This is a genomic window from Amazonocrinis nigriterrae CENA67, from assembly GCF_016056305.1.
Classification (GTDB): domain Bacteria; phylum Cyanobacteriota; class Cyanobacteriia; order Cyanobacteriales; family Nostocaceae; genus Amazonocrinis; species Amazonocrinis nigriterrae.
This window is the reverse complement of the sequence record NZ_JAECZC010000002.1, coordinates 273,849-289,485: the sequence shown is the minus strand read 5'-3', so window position 1 is coordinate 289,485 and position 15,637 is coordinate 273,849. Positions and strand designations below refer to the sequence as shown.

Below are 15,637 nucleotides of genomic sequence, written 5' to 3'. Positions count from 1 at the left end.
ATCATGCGATTTATATGTGCTTTAGCTAAGAATAAGTTTACAATATAAAAATCAACCAGTTGGTAGCTAGGGTTCCGCTGTTTAAAAGCAGGGCAGGGCCGAGCGCTACATCAAGTCGGTATAACGGCAGTCACCTAGAGGAACAAAATGCCAGAGGGGATTGGTTGACATACTTTCGTATGTCTTGATCTACCCAAACATTTTGTATCATGACTGTTTTAGCACTTTCATTAGTTCTTACTGCGGCTTTTGTTCATGCTAGTTGGAATCTTTTAGCCAAACGTGTTGCTGGTGGCGTAGCCTTTGTTTGGCTTTTCGGTATTCTCTCTACTTTAATTTATGCACCCCTAGCAATTGGTATCTTAATTTGGCAGCAACCTAAAATTGGTTTTGCTCAACTGGCTTTTATGATTGGTAGTGGGGTGATTCACACAGGGTACTTCTTACTTTTACAACAGGGGTATCGAGTTGGTGATTTGTCCTTGGTATACCCGTTGGCGCGTGGAACCGGGCCAATGCTTTCTACAGTAGCGGCTATCGTCACCTTAGGAGAACGACCTACAGCGATCGCTATCGGCGGAGTTATCCTAATTGCTGTGGGAATTTTCCTATTTACAGCTACTGCACCTCAAACTGGAACGTCAAATCGTCTACAAGCGATCGCATTTGCGCTTCTTACTGGTATGTGTATAGCAACTTATACCCTTTGGGATAAATATGCCGTCAGCCAATTGTTCATTCCTCCCTTATTGCTAGACTGGTCTTCTAATCTCAGCCGTGCAGTACTCATAACTCCTTTAATGTTGAGACAATCAACACAAGTAAAAAGATATTGGCAGTTCCATCGTTTTGAAGTGATTGGGGTAGCTTGTTTGTGTCCATTGTCGTACATCCTTGTACTTACTGCTTTGATTTTTAGTCCAGTTAGTTATGTTGCGCCAGCCAGGGAAATCAGCATTGTGATTGGTGCAATTATGGGTACACAACTGTTAGCTGAAAAAAATGCTAAACGAAGGTTATTTGCTTCTAGCCTGATGGTTTTAGGAGTCGTTGCACTCGCTTTTGGTTAAAAATAGCACCATTTCACGAAATACCTGATATAGATACATGAGTAGGGGCGTACAGCTGTACGCCCCAAAGAGCCGATTAATGTGTTGCAAATATTTTTGGAAATGGTATTACCTCTGAAGTGCTGGCTTCTCTAACTGGCTATGATTTCATTTTAAATGCCCTATCTGTCGCAAACATTTTTTGAATTGGTATAAAATGGTATAAAGTTTACTAAACATCCCATACCGAAGACAACACAACCCGAAAACCAGATATCCTCAGTCCACCATCTGACTCATTCCAGCTACGACTGGCGCTGCGACAAAGTTCTGCACTAAAATTCCAAGAACCACCGCGTAGCACCCGACGATAAGGATCGCCGCCAACTTCCCATACTGTTCCATCTGTGGGTGCGCCATCATAATTGTTATGCCAAGGATCAGCACACCATTCCCAAACTAGCCCGTGCATATCATACAATCCAAAGGCGTTTGCTACTTGAAAACTACCGACATCGGTAGTTTCTTTACGAAATCTAGTTTTTGTTTCCAGTAGGTAAGTATTGCTGTCGCTAAAAGTTGCGAACTCAGGGGTAATTGTTTCGCCAAAGTGAAAAGATGTAGTTGTACCGGCGCGACAAGCATATTCCCATTCTGCCTCACTGGGTAAACGATATTCGCGTCCGGTTTTTTGTGATAATCTCAGACAAAATTCTACAGCTTCGTGCCAAGATACATTTTCCACCGGTCGATTTAAACCTTTAAACTTGGAAGGACTGGGATTTAAGGCTTGTTTGACTTGGGGTAAAGCTGCTACTGCTCTCCATTGTGCTTGAGTGACAGGAAATTTCCCCATAAAAAAAGGTTTGATGGTGACTTGGTGTTGGGGACGTTCGTCAGCATCTCCTTCAAATCTTGGTGAACCCATCATAAATGTACCACCAGGAATAAATACCATTTCTAGGGTGATACTCTTACTCAATTCTTCTATAAAGAATTTAGCACTGGGGCGATCGCGGCTGACTTCTCTACCAGCTGTGTCTACTGTAACTACTTCAAATTCAAAGGTTTCTAAGGGGGGTAATGGAGGAGTAACTTTTTGTGGCGGCGGTAATGGTACTAATGTGGGTTGGGTAGTTACTAACATTTCTGATTCCACATCTGATTTCACAGCAGATGTTTTGCTCAGGAGCAAATCATTTAAAACTTCTGCTGCTGATTGATATCTTTCACTAGCCAAATGTTTTAGTAACTTCTTCAAAATTTTACTCAAGTCTTCACTAATAGTTATGCCTTTTTTCTGTAAATTTTCTTGCCACAACCACCTACCATTCATGGCATCATAAAGTTCATCATTAATTTGACCGTAAGTATCTTGTAAAGGCAGACATCGAGTTAAAAGCCGCACACAAGTTACACCCAAAGCATATAAATCACTGGCATGACAAGCAAATCCAGCCATTTGCTCACTTGGAGCATAACCAACAGTATAAATAACCGTTCCTTGTCTGGCTAAACTCGTTTGCGTTACCTGTTTTGCCCCACCAAAGTCAATTAAAACTGGTTTGCCATCACTGGCGCGGCGAATAATATTTTCTGGTTTAATATCTCGATGGATGACATTACGCGAGTGTATAAAATCGAGTACTGGTAATAAATCAATTAAAAGCTGGCGAATTTGTTCTTCACTAAAAGCTTGTTGCTGAACTTCTCGTAACAAAGTTTGCCCTTGAATAAATTCTTGGACAAGATACAAACTGAAACCTTGTTCAAAATAAGCCAGCAATCTCGGTATTTGAGTATGATTTTCCCCCAATTCATACAACCGAAATGCTTCTTCTTTAAAAAATTCCGCAGCTTTGGCGCGTTGTACTGTTCCTTGAACTTGAGGGAAGAATTGCTTAATAACGCAAGGAGCATCTAATCTGTCTGCGTCTTCGGCTGCATAAGTTCTGCTAAATCCACCTTCACCTAATAGGCTCAACACGCGATAACGGTTTCTCAGAAGTTTGCCAAAGCTGCTTTGTCCGCAACTCATACAAAATCTATTGCCGTCGGGGTTAAATGGATTTGAGCAATTGGGATTTTGGCAGATTTGCATAATGAAGAGGAAATAGCATCTTGTCCCAAGTTAGCCCCAATATTATCAAATTGAAAATAGATATCTATACAAATAAATTCGTCTCATCTTGCATATGTGTATATACTTGCATTACAAATTACAGATAAAGAAGCTTTATTTATTTGTTGCTTATTGTACTTCTGAAATAATAGTAGATGTGAAACCACAGATTTGTATTACAAGAAGTAATAATAATACTTAGCTATTTAACTTGTCAAGGGTATTTTCATAGTAATAATTAACTGAGATATTTTAGTCTCTAAATTAGCCAAGTTAAAAATAACAAGTTAGATTTTTTGTTATTTGCTACATATTATTTCCTTGCCAGTCTAAGAGATACTTTATAAAGTAAACCTAAAATTGTAGGGGAGCCAGTGCGTTGCAGTGAGGCAGTGTCCTCGCTTTTTGCCTCCCCTACTTAATATTTACTTTATAAATAGCCTCTCACGGCGTTTCTGATTATCATTAAATAAGCATTTGGGCTTTCTCTAAGCAAACCCGAAATTTCTCAGCTAGCACCTGTACACAGGGTTCATCAAGTAAAGAAAGGTGAGAACCGTGAATATAATCGATATCTAAATTACCCATCACTATATCACCCCAGCCAAACTGAGGATCGTATTGCACTCCTACAGCATCACTGCGATTTTTATCCTCAGTCCGAAACAAAGTAATATTACCTGGATACTTTTGAAAAGTATAGTTGCTTAGAGCTTGGGCGTTAGCACCAATAATGTCTAAATACTTTTCGGTTTGTGGCGAATTTACAGCAGCATTTAATACTTGGGGAGCAATGTTTAAGTAATGTTTGTATCCTTGCTGTAAATGGTAGCTAACCACCTGACTCAAACCTACAGCCTTGTGCCAAATGTAATGTGGCCCCTGCTGAATTAAATTGTCTAAATGTATGGGAATTCGCTGCCAAAATGATAACCTTTGGCTATAACCAGGACGACAGGTGTCAAACATAGCAACAAGTCCCACTTTTTGCCCTTGTTTGTGGAGTTGTTGCGCTATCTCAAAAGCCACTACACCACCAAAAGAATATCCTGCGAGAAAGTAAGGCCCTTGCGGTTGAATAGTCTGAATTTCTTGGATGTAATGAAAAGCCATATCTTCAATACAGACAAATGGCGATTGTTTTCCGTCTAGTCCTTGGGGTTGCAGTCCATAAACAGGTTGTTCAACTCCTAAATAAGTTGCCAAATTCCGGTAACAAAGAATTTCTCCACCCAAAGAGTGAATTAAAAATAAAGGTGGTTTAGAACCTTGAGGTTGAATCTTTACAAGAGATGACCAGCAAGCTTTTGATTGATTTTGTTTTTCACGGATAATTTGTGCCAGTTCTTCGACTGTACCGGATGGAAATAGAGCAGCTAAAGGTAGTTGATGACCAAATTTTTGCTCTATTTCTGCAAATATCCGCACAGCTAATAAAGAATTTCCTCCCAAGTCAAAGAAGTTGTCTTGAATGCCAATAGGATGAATGCCTAAAACACTTTCCCAAATTTGTATTAATTGCCGTTCTAAATCATCACGAGGAGATACACAATTTTCGAGTGTAAAACTGGGTGCTGGTAATGCAAGACGGTCTACTTTCCCATTGGGTGTTAATGGTAATCTATCCAAAAATACAAATGCGCTAGGAATCATGTAGTCAGGCAATTTATCCCGCAAATAATCCCGTAGTTCTTGAGTAGTAGGTTTTGTTTGCTGTTGAGCAACAAGATAAGCTACCAATTTTTTATCATTGGCAATATCTTCACGAGCTACCACTACAACTTCTTTGAGCTTACCCGTTTTAAAAAGCGCCATTTCGATTTCAGCAACTTCGATGCGGAAACCTCTAATTTTTACCTGAAAATCTTTTCTGCCCATGTGTATTAGGCAGCCATCCGGCTCAATACGTCCTAAATCTCCAGTACGGTAAATTCTTTCTTCTCCATCTTCAGAAGTTGGTAAAAAAGCTGCTTTTGTTTGTTCTGGTTTTTGCCAATAACCAAGAGCTAAATATTTACTTTTAACGGCAATTTCTCCAATATCTCCATAGCCAACTTCTTCACCAGCTTCATTCAGCAGCACAATCTGCATATCTGAAACTGGGTAGCCGATAGGTACGGTACTGTTAGTAATTTTGCTATGATGATCAACAATAAAATTACAAAATGTGCCTGTTTCTGTAGCTCCCAAGCTGGCATATAAAATACTCTTCGTAGAAAAATATTTTTTATAAGCTTCTATATCTCTTTGTAATGTCGCTTCCCCTCCTAATTTCACTAAGCGAATCTTAGGAAATTGTTCTGTACCTGTGAAAGTATCTACAAAATGCCGAAATAGTGTTGCAAAAGAATGATAAATTGTAATATCTTCTTCAATCAACCACTTTTTTAGATTAGTGAATCCATCTTCTTTAACATTAAATATAAATAGAGATGCTCCGTTTAGCAAGGTATAGAATATACATAGTATGCCACCTAATGCACCACATGAGTAGAGAAATACTACGCGGTCTTCTGGACTGATAAGTAAAGTATTCGTGTCATTCATGCAGTAATGCAAGCTATGATGATGATTATGAATAACTCCTTTGGGTTTTCCAGTTGAACCACTCGTGTAAATTAAATATGCTGGTGCATCAGGTGAAATTTCTATGTCTGGATTTTGACTAGAAATTTCTTGATCTATATCATCAATATTGAATATTTGACAGCCATTGACAGCTAACTGATTCGCTAAAGACAAATTAAGATTATTGGTGAGAATTAGATTAATTTGTGCATCCTCTAAAATATAAGCTAATCTTTCTTGAGGAAACCCTGTATCTAGGGGAACGAATATTTTTCCTGTTTTTAATATACCAAAAATACTGGTAATAAAATTCGCACTTTTTTCTAATAATAAGGCTATGACTTCTTGTTTTTCTCCACGTTGAGAAAGAACACTATTGGCTAAACGGTTAGCTCTGTTATTTAATTCTTCGTAAGTTAGTGTTTCTGTCTTATTTTTAACTGCGATCGCCTGCGGATATTTCTTGACTATTGTTTCAAAGCGACTGCCAATTAACTGATGGATATCTGTTTTTTGGAATTTAATAAACCCTTGGGGTGTGTTTAGCCAATGGTTACAGACAAATGTCCTTAACACAGACATTTTAGGCAAAATTCTTGAAATATTAATCATGGTAAATTAAAACTAAGTTTTTTAAAAACCTAATAAATTTCAACCTAAAGATGACTTGAAAATATTTTGCATTAGAAAATTTTCAAGCTGAGTTTTTTGACTGTGCTAGTTTATTGAAATTTCTCAAGAGAGAGGAATTTTCTAATTGAACTTTATGTGGAGATACACTAGGAAATTACTGGAAGTTCAACTTGAGATTTTTCACCCTGTTCTCAAACATAACACCCAGAGGTTTGAGATACATAACAACTTGGGTAGAGTTGAGCTAAACAAGATATGCTGACTTCAACTATCTTGCTTTTGCTCTATCGATATTACTTATACTCTTGACAAGGACAAATACTATTACTTTTTGAGTAAAATTGCCAAGTTAAATGTATGCACTTTCATCAAATCTTTATTTATCCTTTATAGGACTTACGCACACTCTACGAATTCTTGGCGTTCTTGGCGATGCCAATTGCAACAAGAGCGGCTCGCCGAACGCCAGTCACTTATGGGGGGAACCCCTCTTAACTATTACACCTTACTTATTCTTGTTCTTGTCTAGTTTCTCTTGCACAGCGTCTCTACAAAATTGACCAGGATTGTCTTGACTTTTAATTTCTTCCTTCATCTCATCCGTACATCTGAAAGTAACAGTGCTGGTTAAGTCTTTACTGGGGGGATTATCAAAGTTTTGCGGATTACCTTTAGGGTTAGCCATTGTTGAGAAATGTAAATACAGCTTTATTTTGACGTACACGCCGAAATAAAATTTTCAATCGGTGATGCGTCTCCCGGCAAGTTGATACATCACCGACATCCACCTCTCGATGGATACCATCATTGTATGTTTTCTCGCTCAGAACTTGAAGCCCTTACGCTTCAACAGTTAAAGGCATTATGTTGGCGTTACAGTGTTAAGCCGACAGGCAATTCTAGTTACAAGAGTAACTATATTGTCTCCCTGCTAGCTCTCCCTCAGATGGCTATCTCACAATTTGACCAAGGTAAGGGGATAAAGCAACCTACTTACAAGCAAGTGCTAGACCTGGGGGAAATGTTAGACACAATAGGAGAATTAACCGATGAACAAATGGCGCTGATTAGGTTAACCCAGGACAAGAAATGGTTGGATTTACCCGAACGGTACAAACAGGAGCAGATTTACAGGCTATACAGGATAAAGCTTTTACTGACTGAGGCTTACAGCTTAATTAACCAATAACTCTAAGAGGATGTTTGAAAAGTATTATGCGAAACATCAAAGTCATCCAAGACCTAACCCCCTGACCCCCTTTCCGAAGCGGAAAGGGGGAATTCAAAGCCTCTCTCCGTTTCGGGGAGAGGTTTGGAGAGGGGTTTCTAGTATACTTAACGACTTTCCAAACATCCTCTAAGGCATCCCTCAGCAATGGGGGATTTTTTTATGATTTCGTTTTACTCATATCTTGCACCTAGCTGGGTAAACACGCAAAAAGCGAATAAAGGATGCAAAATATTACAGGAAGCAAAGGCTTGTCTAAAATAAAAAAGGTAACTATTAATACTGAAAGCTAACTAATACTACGGTTTTGGCAGCCAAAACAACAGATGCTAGGATACTGTACGTTTCAAAGGGGATGACCACCATGAAATCGTCAGATTTGCATTTGAGACTGAAAACATGAGNAAACGGGGCAAATTTCAAGAGTTTAGTGATTTAATCAGGGTCTATAATGGTAAACGTGGCCTGCATCTGGTCGTAGTTTATTTGGTAATTGGAAAATGCCGCATCCCTTGGAATTTTAGGGTTTGGAGAGGTAAGGGAACACCTTCCCCAGCACAGCTTGGACTGAAACTTGTTCAAGGTTTACCAAAAATCTTAACTGAACGCTTTGAGACTATTATTTTAGCTGATACAGCCTTTAGTAGTATAGAATTCCTTGAGGGTATACGTCGGTTGAAATATCATGCTGTTACAGGTGTAGCTATTAGCCGTAAGTTAGCCGACGGTAGACTTTTAAGACGTTTACATAAAACTTGGTCAACAGGTTTATTTGTTTGGTCTAAGCTTTCCTGTTACTGTTTCTTGGTATTACTTAAAGCGCGATAATGGCAAGCTGGAAAAGCGTTTTGTTCTGTCTACCCGTCCAATTAAAGCTTCTACTCTTAAGTGGTGGGGTAAACGGAGATGGCAAATTGAGGGATGGTTTAAAACTGCAAAGCATCGTTTTGGCTTGCACCGTTTTGGGCAAGGCACTCTCAAGGGGATGTATCGCTGGCTAATTCTTTCTTTAACTGCCTACCTCATTGCTCATTGGACTTATCTCCATATAAAGTCTGCATCGCCACCTGATTGGGGGCAAGCGGCACAAATAGCCCTTGAATCTATTTTTCCACAAATAGTTATGTATCTTATTTTACTTGAAATTGAACGTCTTGCTCATCTTACACGTAGTTCTGGTTTTGACATTCACATTTCCAGGTGCAAGATTTGAGTTTAGGCACATCGAGCAAAAATCAAAAAGTTTAGTACCAGAGGGCAAAAATGGCACTGATTTCTAAAAAACTGTATTCCTAACTCTGTCTACCCTGTAATTTAGTTAAACTAATATTTAAACCAATAGTTAAACTAATTTTTCCCCTGTAACACTACCTTACCTACTGGTAGAAGGGGATAATATGATTGAGCATTAATTAAGCATAACTAGTATCGATTTTTACTAAAAAACTAGTTGAAGAAGAATTCAGAAGTCAGAATTCAGGAGTCAGAACAAGAGCGTGGGGGATTCAGACCCGCCACTAATTGAAGACCGCTAAATCGAAGATTTAGCGGGGGTCTTAAACCCGCTTATTCATCCGCCAGTCATACAGAATTCATGCGCTCATTCTGACTCTTGACTCCTGAATTCTGTTTTGATAAATACTAGACCTGAAAAACCAACCAAAATAACAGTACAAAGGTACTAAAATACATGATTGAGCTATTCAACCAAGTTCAATCAATTATAGTGATATTGAATTGTGCTGTGATTAAAAAAGCTCACAGTGTAAGGAAAACGGAGAGGGGGGGATTCGAACCCCCGTTGAGTTGCCCCAAAACACATTTCGAGTGTGCCGCATTCAACCGCTCTGCCACCTCTCCAACTATTTATTTGTAGATTTCAGTAACCTTGGCGTATTTTAACTTTGGTAGCTCAGGTAACTGCGATCGCTAACCACAAGTTGCTTTGCGTCTAGCATCCTTAGTTATCATAGCATGTCAATAGACACTACCATCTCTATGAGCTTTTGGATGAGCGCAAAGATGGCACTGCTTGGGTTTGTTCACAAAATCCCTAGCCGACTGACTTAGAAGCCAAATATGTATAGCAATGGCTGGCATTGCTGAAATAGCCTAAATCTCATAGTACCAAATGTCTTCTTCTCGCAACACAATTCTATGTAAAGATAGACGGTTAATCAAACCCTCCTGCTCAAATTGCCCAAGAACACGAGTAATTGTCACGCGAGTAGAACCAAGCATTTCAGCCAAGTCTTCATGAGTTAGACGCATATCTATTAAACGTCCCTTCTCAACTTCTAAACCAAACTTTTTGGATAACCATGCTAAAAGCTTGATGAGCATGGTATCCACTTTTTTATAACTACGGATGACCATTAATTCTTCAGCTTGCTGGATGTGAGCCAGCAAAGTTTCTGCTGGTTGATGCCATTCTTCTAAAGGTAAGACTGTCGCCTCTACTTTTGTCAGACATTCCATCTGAAATGGTTCCAATTTGGACAACGTTTTGCCGACGATATCTCCGCGTCCCCACAATCCTAAAGCAACAGTTGTACCATCTTCCAGATACGTAAAAGTCCTAACAAAACCTGATTCAATCTTCCAAAGACTATTTTGATGCTCTGGTAGAAATGAACGACGTGTAAAAAGCTGCTTTGTATTTGTACTAGATGGGTTAGCAGGGCTTGAGTATAAAGATACCATAATATATAATACGTTTTTTTGATCAACTAACCGTAGTATATATATATCAGGTTATAAAAGCCCATGGGTATTGAGTTAACAAAGTTTCTAGAAATCAGGGACTGAGGACTGGGGATTAGGGACTAGGGACTGGGGACTAGAGACTGAGAAAAGGTTTTCCACTCTCCCCAATACCCAATCCCCAATACCCTATACCCAACATTAAATTCCAGCACCATCAAGAAATTCTTCAATCATCAAATCAGAATTTTTAGTTTGAGGGTTGTCTATTTGTTCGTTGTCTACCTCGGTTGAGGAGAAACTCGGCTGAACTTGTAACTGCTCAAGCTGCTTCTCTAAAGCCTTGACTCGTTCAAATAGAGCGCGAATCACTTCTGCTTCTACGTCGCGTACTTTATCATGAGCTAGAACATCTATATTCGAGTCATTCTGACGAGTTACACGTCCTGGAATTCCAACTACAGTTGTGTTACTGGGTACATTTCGCAGGACTACCGAACCGGCTCCAATGCGGACGCGATCGCCAATTTCAATATTGCCCAAAACTTTTGCACCTGCTCCGACAACTACATGACTACCTAAAGTTGGATGGCGCTTGCCGCTTTCTTTTCCTGTACCACCGAGGGTAACACCTTGATAAATCAAAGCATAATCACCTATAATTGCTGTCTCACCAATTACTACACCCATACCGTGGTCAATAAACACACCCTTGCCAATTACCGCTCCAGGGTGAATTTCAATCCCTGTCAAAAATCGACTAATATGGGATAAAAATCGAGGTATAAAGGGAAAACCCATTTTATACAGTCGATGTGCCACACGATGGAATAGCAGGGCTTGGAGTCCAGGATAGCAGAACAATACTTCAAGCCAGTTACGGGCTGCTGGGTCACGCTCATAAATTGTTTGCAAATCAGTTATTAGCATACTCAGTTGAAGTCATCGTTGGTAGGCGAGGCTTTGCAATCACAAATGCAGGATAATTCCTGCAAAAAAATCAACCGATCTTGGGAATTTTGTAAGATAATCTACGGTAAATCGATAGACTTATAGCCTTTCGATGAGTGATAAGTCGGATGCTATCACATTCGACACTTAAAAAAAATTAATTTCGCTTAAACTGCGATAAACCCATTAATTAACCGTAGTATATAGAGTACTGACTTGAATAGCCAAAACTACGCTCTCCTGGATCTCTCTTCTAAAGTTGAATACGCTTTATTAGCACTTTTAGAACTGGCAAGCCACCACGGGAAAAAAGTTCCTTTGACAATGAGCGAGATCACTGCCAAACAACCTATACCAGAGCGGTATTTAGAGCAAATTCTCACGAACCTGCGGCGTGCTGGCGTGGTACAAAGCCAACGTGGCTCCAAAGGAGGTTTCGTTTTAGTTCGTGAACCTTGGCAAATCACCTTATTGGAGATTGTCACTTTAGTAGAAGGTGAGCGCAAAGAGAAAGATAGCTCTAGCTCTACAACGCTAGAAAAAACTCTGGTTCATGAAATCTGGGATCAAGCCAATGCCGCCTGTATTGAAGTTTTGAGTCGCCATACACTCCAAGACTTGTGTCAAGAAAGAGAGGCTCGCGCACAGCAGAGTCCAATGTATTACATTTAGTCAGCAGTCCACAGTCAATAGTCGAAAGTTTGCTAACTAATGAACGCCAGGAAAGCTCAACAGAGGGAACCTCCCTACCCTTCGGGTTCTGCTTTGCAGTACGGGTTCGCAGTTCCTTCAAGTCGGGCATTGCCCGCCCAACGGACTGCTCACCGCACGCAACTGGCTCCTGTTGACTGATGACTGATGACTAATTATGCAAATTGTTCATTACATTACAGAACTTGTAGGACGGACTTCTTCAGTTCGATTAAACAAGATTCCCCAAGCTTCGAGAGCGGTGACGCAGATTTTAGTGAACTTAGAAAGCATGAAGCGAGCTGCTTCTATTAAAGAGATGATTGGTGCGAGCATGGTAGAAGCAGCAGAAGAAGCAGGCTTGATTCATCCTGGAAAAACCATTTTAGTGAAACCAACATCTGGCAATACGGGAATTGCGCTTTTCATGATGGCAGCAGCTAAGGATTACTATCTTATTCTAACGATGCCTGACACGATGAGCCAAGAGCGACAAGCTATGCTCAGAATTCATGGCACTCAACTAAAGTTAACGCCAGGGGTGCAAGGAATGGGAGAGGCGATTGACTGTGCAGAGCAAATTTTAGCTCAAACGCCTAATGTCCACACGTTACAGCAATTAATAGCAAATTTTCCAGTGATCGCGCCTACTTATAAATTATGCTATTTATGGCTTTTAACTAAATATCGGTGAGGAAGCGGGGAAAAATCGGTGATTTTTTATTTATAGATAGCTCCAAATAAAATTCTCCAACTCAAGATTTAAAATGAATCGGAGAATATGGTATAAAAGAGGTTAATTTCAGTAGGGAAATCAAAATGTAATTGTGAGACAGGAAACGAGACTATAAGCATATATTTATAAGCTTTTCTAGCGATTTACTGTCTCACAAACGAATTATGATTAACACAATTATAATTTAACAATCAGTTGTAGAGTTCAAGGGCAAATATTAGGTAAAAATCGGTTAGTTTTCTAAAGCTGCTTGAGACGATAACCCAATCCATGAACTGTTTCAATAAAATTATCAGGCGCACCTGCGTCTTTAAGTTTATATCGTAAACTCTTAATATGAGACTTAACAGTTTCTTCGCTCGGTGGATCATCAAGAGACCAAATACGCTCAATAATTCCGGCTCGACTTAGCACTCGCCGACCGCTAGAAACCATTAATTCTAAGAGGGCAAATTCTTTGGGTGTTAGCTGTATTGGTTGGTCAGCATAGGTGACTTCATAAGTGCTGGGATTTAAACGCAGGCTACCCCAACCAAGGTCTGGAAATGAGGCTGCGGCACTATTGCGGCGTAAGAGTGCGCGAACGCGAGCCATTAGTTCTGGCATTTCAAAGGGTTTTACCATATAGTCGTCTGCCCCAGCATCCAACCCAGTAACTTTGTCAGCCAGGGTGTCGCGTGCTGTTAACATGAGGACAGGTATTGTGTGGTTACGCGATCGCAACCGTTGACAAAAACTCACACCATCCAACTTAGGCAAGGTAATATCTAACACCACTAAATCATATTCCAAGCCCTTAATACAATCCCACGCTTCTTCTCCATCTTGGGCTATATCCACCACATATTGACGGTCAGTCAGGGCTTCCATCAGCATTTCTGCTAGCTGGACATCATCTTCAACTACCAAAATCCGCATTTCCAGAATATTTGTGAATCAAAAAACTACAATTTAATTTGACTTAGGACGAGGAAACTTAGAAGGTAGCTGAAATGTTTTCACTGGTACACCCTCAAGTGCCTTTTGCATAAAATCACGCCAGACAGGAGCCACCATACCTCCCCCCGTTGCGTGACCGGATAATTGTCGATTGTCGTCCCTCCCTACCCAAATAGCAGTTGTTAACTGCGGTACAGTACCAATAAACCAAATATCTTTCTCTGAAGAGGTTGTACCGGTTTTTCCAGCAACTGGACGGTCTATAGCTGCACCTCTACCAGTTCCTTCGTTAACTACCGTTTGCATTACATCTAAAGTTGCGGCTGATGCCCAAGGGTCAAGGACTAATTTGGGTTTAGGAGTATTATCTATTAATACATTACCACTACTGTCAGTGATACGGGCAATAATCGTCGCAGGTGATTGCCAGCCGTAATTAGCAATAGTCGCATAAGCACTAGCCATTTCTAGCGGTGTCACACCAATTGCACCCAGTGGCAAAGAACTCACGGGTGCCATTGGACTCATAATTCCTAATGTACGGCAAGTTTCAATTACTTTATTCATCCCCACAGCTTTACCAAGCTTTACCGCAGGAATATTACGAGACAGAGCAAGGGCAGTGCGAATTGGTATTGCTCCCATAAAGGTATTATCGTAGTTTCGGGGATAATACCAACCATTACCATCTCGATATCCAACTGGAGTATCTAGTATCGTTGTATTTGGCGTAAACCTACCACTAGCAAAAGCAGTATAGTACACAAACGGTTTAAAAGAAGATCCTGGCTGACGATGGGCTTGAGTTGCTCGGTTAAATTCGCTAGTTTTTGCATCTACACCACCCACCAAGGCTTTAACAAAGTGTGTCCGAGGATCGATCGCCACCAAAGCCATTTGATTATTGTATAATCCTTGATGTTCGAGAATTAGATGCCACTTCTTTATAGTTTTTTCTGCCATCATTTGAAAGTTAGTATCTACCGTAGTTTGTACCTGCATTCCGCCTTTGAGCAATGTTTCACGCCCAAACTTTTTAATTAATTCCTGGGCTACGGTATTGGTAACATAAGGCAAAGCACTACCTTGAAATGACCTGATTTGGCCAAGTTTGATTTTTTCTTTGAGAGCATCATCATATTCTTGCTGGCTAATCCAATTCAGTTCCAACATCCGCCCCAGTACTTCTTTTTGTTTTTGTTTTGCCAAGTCCATATTTACAAACGGGCTAAATTCTTCTGGGGCTTGAATTAAACCTGCCATCATTGCTGATTCGGCTAAAGTTAAATTTTGTGCTGATTTTTTAAAGTAAGTACGTGCTGCTGTTTGCACACCATAGTTATTGTGACCCCAATAAACTTGATTGAGATACATCTCCAAAATCTCATCTTTACTGAGAACTTGCTCTAAACGAATTGCTAATACTGCTTCGATTATTTTTCTGGTAAAAGCACGCTTTTGAGATAAAAACAGGTTTTTAACCAACTGCATGGTGATTGTAGAACCACCCTCTCGCACATCGCCAGCTGCCAAATTGACTAGTGCAGCACGTCCAATACCACCAGGATTAATACCGTGATGTTCATAAAAACGACTATCTTCGCTAGCTAACACAGCTCGTTTCAAATTAGGGGAAATTTGCTCTAGAGGCACTACTTGCCGATTCGCTTCCCCATGTATACGCGCTAAAAGCTTGCCTTTAATATCATAAATATAAGTTGTTTCTGAAGGCACAAAGTTTCGTAGCTGCCTAACATCTGGCAAATTACGGAAACTAATAGCTAAACCAACTAGTCCTCCAGCTACAATAGAACTTGATAGCATGAATATTGATAGAAGTATGCCACCAGTTACTTGACCAACTTCTTTGAAAAATTCAAATCTAGGCAAAGTCTCAAGTTGTGATTTTTTTTCTTCAAAAACTTTAAAGTAAGACACAGCAATTTAAATCCTTTACTTATAAAAACTGTAGATTTTTTTTAAATCACCAGACTGTAAATTTAGCTACTTCCAAAAAT

At 39.9% G+C, this 15,637-nt stretch carries 11 protein-coding genes, 1 tRNA gene and 1 pseudogene; 5 read left to right on the top strand and 8 right to left on the bottom strand.

What is annotated here, in order from left to right; genetic code table 11:
- The first annotated feature begins 209 nt into the window (after positions 1-209).
- Positions 210-1,070, top strand: a complete 861-nt coding sequence (locus I8748_RS02730) for a DMT family transporter (RefSeq protein ID WP_198123132.1) — start codon at positions 210-212, stop codon at positions 1,068-1,070.
- A 211-nt stretch (positions 1,071-1,281) separates the two neighbouring features.
- Here I8748_RS02730 and I8748_RS02725 read toward each other — a convergent pair whose 3' ends face one another.
- The 3 genes from I8748_RS02725 to I8748_RS34465 all read right to left on the bottom strand — a co-directional run bounded on the left by I8748_RS02725 (position 1,282) and on the right by I8748_RS34465 (position 7,057).
- The gene (locus I8748_RS02725) at positions 1,282-3,150 is read right to left on the bottom strand and encodes a bifunctional serine/threonine-protein kinase/formylglycine-generating enzyme family protein (RefSeq protein ID WP_198123131.1); all 1,869 of its coding nucleotides are present in this window, start codon (positions 3,148-3,150) and stop codon (positions 1,282-1,284) included.
- A gap of 486 nt (positions 3,151-3,636) precedes the next feature.
- Positions 3,637-6,351, bottom strand: a complete 2,715-nt coding sequence (locus tag I8748_RS02720; protein WP_198123130.1) for a non-ribosomal peptide synthetase family protein — start codon at positions 6,349-6,351, stop codon at positions 3,637-3,639.
- Positions 6,352-6,877: 526 nt separating this feature from the next.
- On the bottom strand, positions 6,878-7,057 hold the full coding sequence (locus I8748_RS34465) for a hypothetical protein (RefSeq protein WP_214662388.1): 180 nt from the start codon (positions 7,055-7,057) through the stop codon (positions 6,878-6,880).
- A gap of 126 nt (positions 7,058-7,183) precedes the next feature.
- Here I8748_RS34465 and I8748_RS02715 point away from each other — a divergent pair, with 126 nt between their 5' ends.
- Positions 7,184-7,561 carry a hypothetical protein gene (locus I8748_RS02715; protein WP_198123129.1) on the top strand — a complete coding sequence of 126 codons (378 nt, stop codon included), beginning with the start codon at positions 7,184-7,186 and terminating at the stop codon, positions 7,559-7,561.
- Positions 7,562-8,372: 811 nt separating this feature from the next.
- Positions 8,373-8,813, top strand: coding sequence for a hypothetical protein (locus I8748_RS36205; protein WP_198123127.1), 441 nt, complete (start codon positions 8,373-8,375; stop codon positions 8,811-8,813).
- Positions 8,814-9,375: 562 nt separating this feature from the next.
- On the opposite strand, the gene I8748_RS02700 is transcribed toward I8748_RS36205, so the two are convergent.
- From I8748_RS02700 to cysE, 3 genes are all read right to left on the bottom strand, one after another.
- Positions 9,376-9,460, bottom strand: a tRNA-Ser gene (locus I8748_RS02700).
- A gap of 252 nt (positions 9,461-9,712) precedes the next feature.
- Positions 9,713-10,303, bottom strand: a complete 591-nt coding sequence (locus I8748_RS02695) for a Crp/Fnr family transcriptional regulator (RefSeq protein WP_198123126.1) — start codon at positions 10,301-10,303, stop codon at positions 9,713-9,715.
- 201 nt (positions 10,304-10,504) lie between these two features.
- Positions 10,505-11,233, bottom strand: coding sequence for a serine O-acetyltransferase (cysE, locus tag I8748_RS02690; protein ID WP_198123125.1), 729 nt, complete (start codon positions 11,231-11,233; stop codon positions 10,505-10,507).
- 237 nt (positions 11,234-11,470) lie between these two features.
- Between cysE and I8748_RS02685 the strand changes: the two genes are divergently transcribed.
- Complete coding sequence (locus tag I8748_RS02685; protein WP_198123124.1) at positions 11,471-11,926, top strand: RrF2 family transcriptional regulator; 456 nt, start codon at positions 11,471-11,473, stop codon at positions 11,924-11,926.
- Positions 11,927-12,122: 196 nt separating this feature from the next.
- Positions 12,123-12,563 (top strand): annotated as a pseudogene (locus I8748_RS02680) (pyridoxal-phosphate dependent enzyme); the annotation flags it as partial.
- Between the two features lie 357 nt (positions 12,564-12,920).
- Here I8748_RS02680 and I8748_RS02675 read toward each other — a convergent pair.
- A complete protein-coding gene (locus I8748_RS02675; RefSeq protein WP_198123122.1) occupies positions 12,921-13,598 on the bottom strand; it encodes a response regulator transcription factor in 678 nt (225 codons plus the stop codon).
- A gap of 33 nt (positions 13,599-13,631) precedes the next feature.
- Entirely contained in the window at positions 13,632-15,557 is a 1,926-nt protein-coding gene (locus I8748_RS02670; protein ID WP_198123121.1) for a transglycosylase domain-containing protein, read from the bottom strand.
- Positions 15,558-15,637: the final 80 nt, after the last annotated feature.

What these genes read in the sequence shown, in the direction of transcription:
- I8748_RS02730 (WP_198123132.1), top strand. Translation starts at nt 210, where the DNA reads ATGACTGTTTTAGCACTTTCATTAGTTCTTACTGCGGCTTTTGTTCAT.
- I8748_RS02725 (WP_198123131.1), bottom strand. Translation starts at nt 3,150, where the DNA reads ATGCAAATCTGCCAAAATCCCAATTGCTCAAATCCATTTAACCCCGAC.
- I8748_RS02720 (WP_198123130.1), bottom strand. Translation starts at nt 6,351, where the DNA reads ATGATTAATATTTCAAGAATTTTGCCTAAAATGTCTGTGTTAAGGACA.
- I8748_RS34465 (WP_214662388.1), bottom strand. Translation starts at nt 7,057, where the DNA reads ATGGCTAACCCTAAAGGTAATCCGCAAAACTTTGATAATCCCCCCAGT.
- I8748_RS02715 (WP_198123129.1), top strand. Translation starts at nt 7,184, where the DNA reads ATGTTTTCTCGCTCAGAACTTGAAGCCCTTACGCTTCAACAGTTAAAG.
- I8748_RS02695 (WP_198123126.1), bottom strand. Translation starts at nt 10,303, where the DNA reads ATGGTATCTTTATACTCAAGCCCTGCTAACCCATCTAGTACAAATACA.
- cysE (WP_198123125.1), bottom strand. Translation starts at nt 11,233, where the DNA reads ATGCTAATAACTGATTTGCAAACAATTTATGAGCGTGACCCAGCAGCC.
- I8748_RS02675 (WP_198123122.1), bottom strand. Translation starts at nt 13,598, where the DNA reads ATGCGGATTTTGGTAGTTGAAGATGATGTCCAGCTAGCAGAAATGCTG.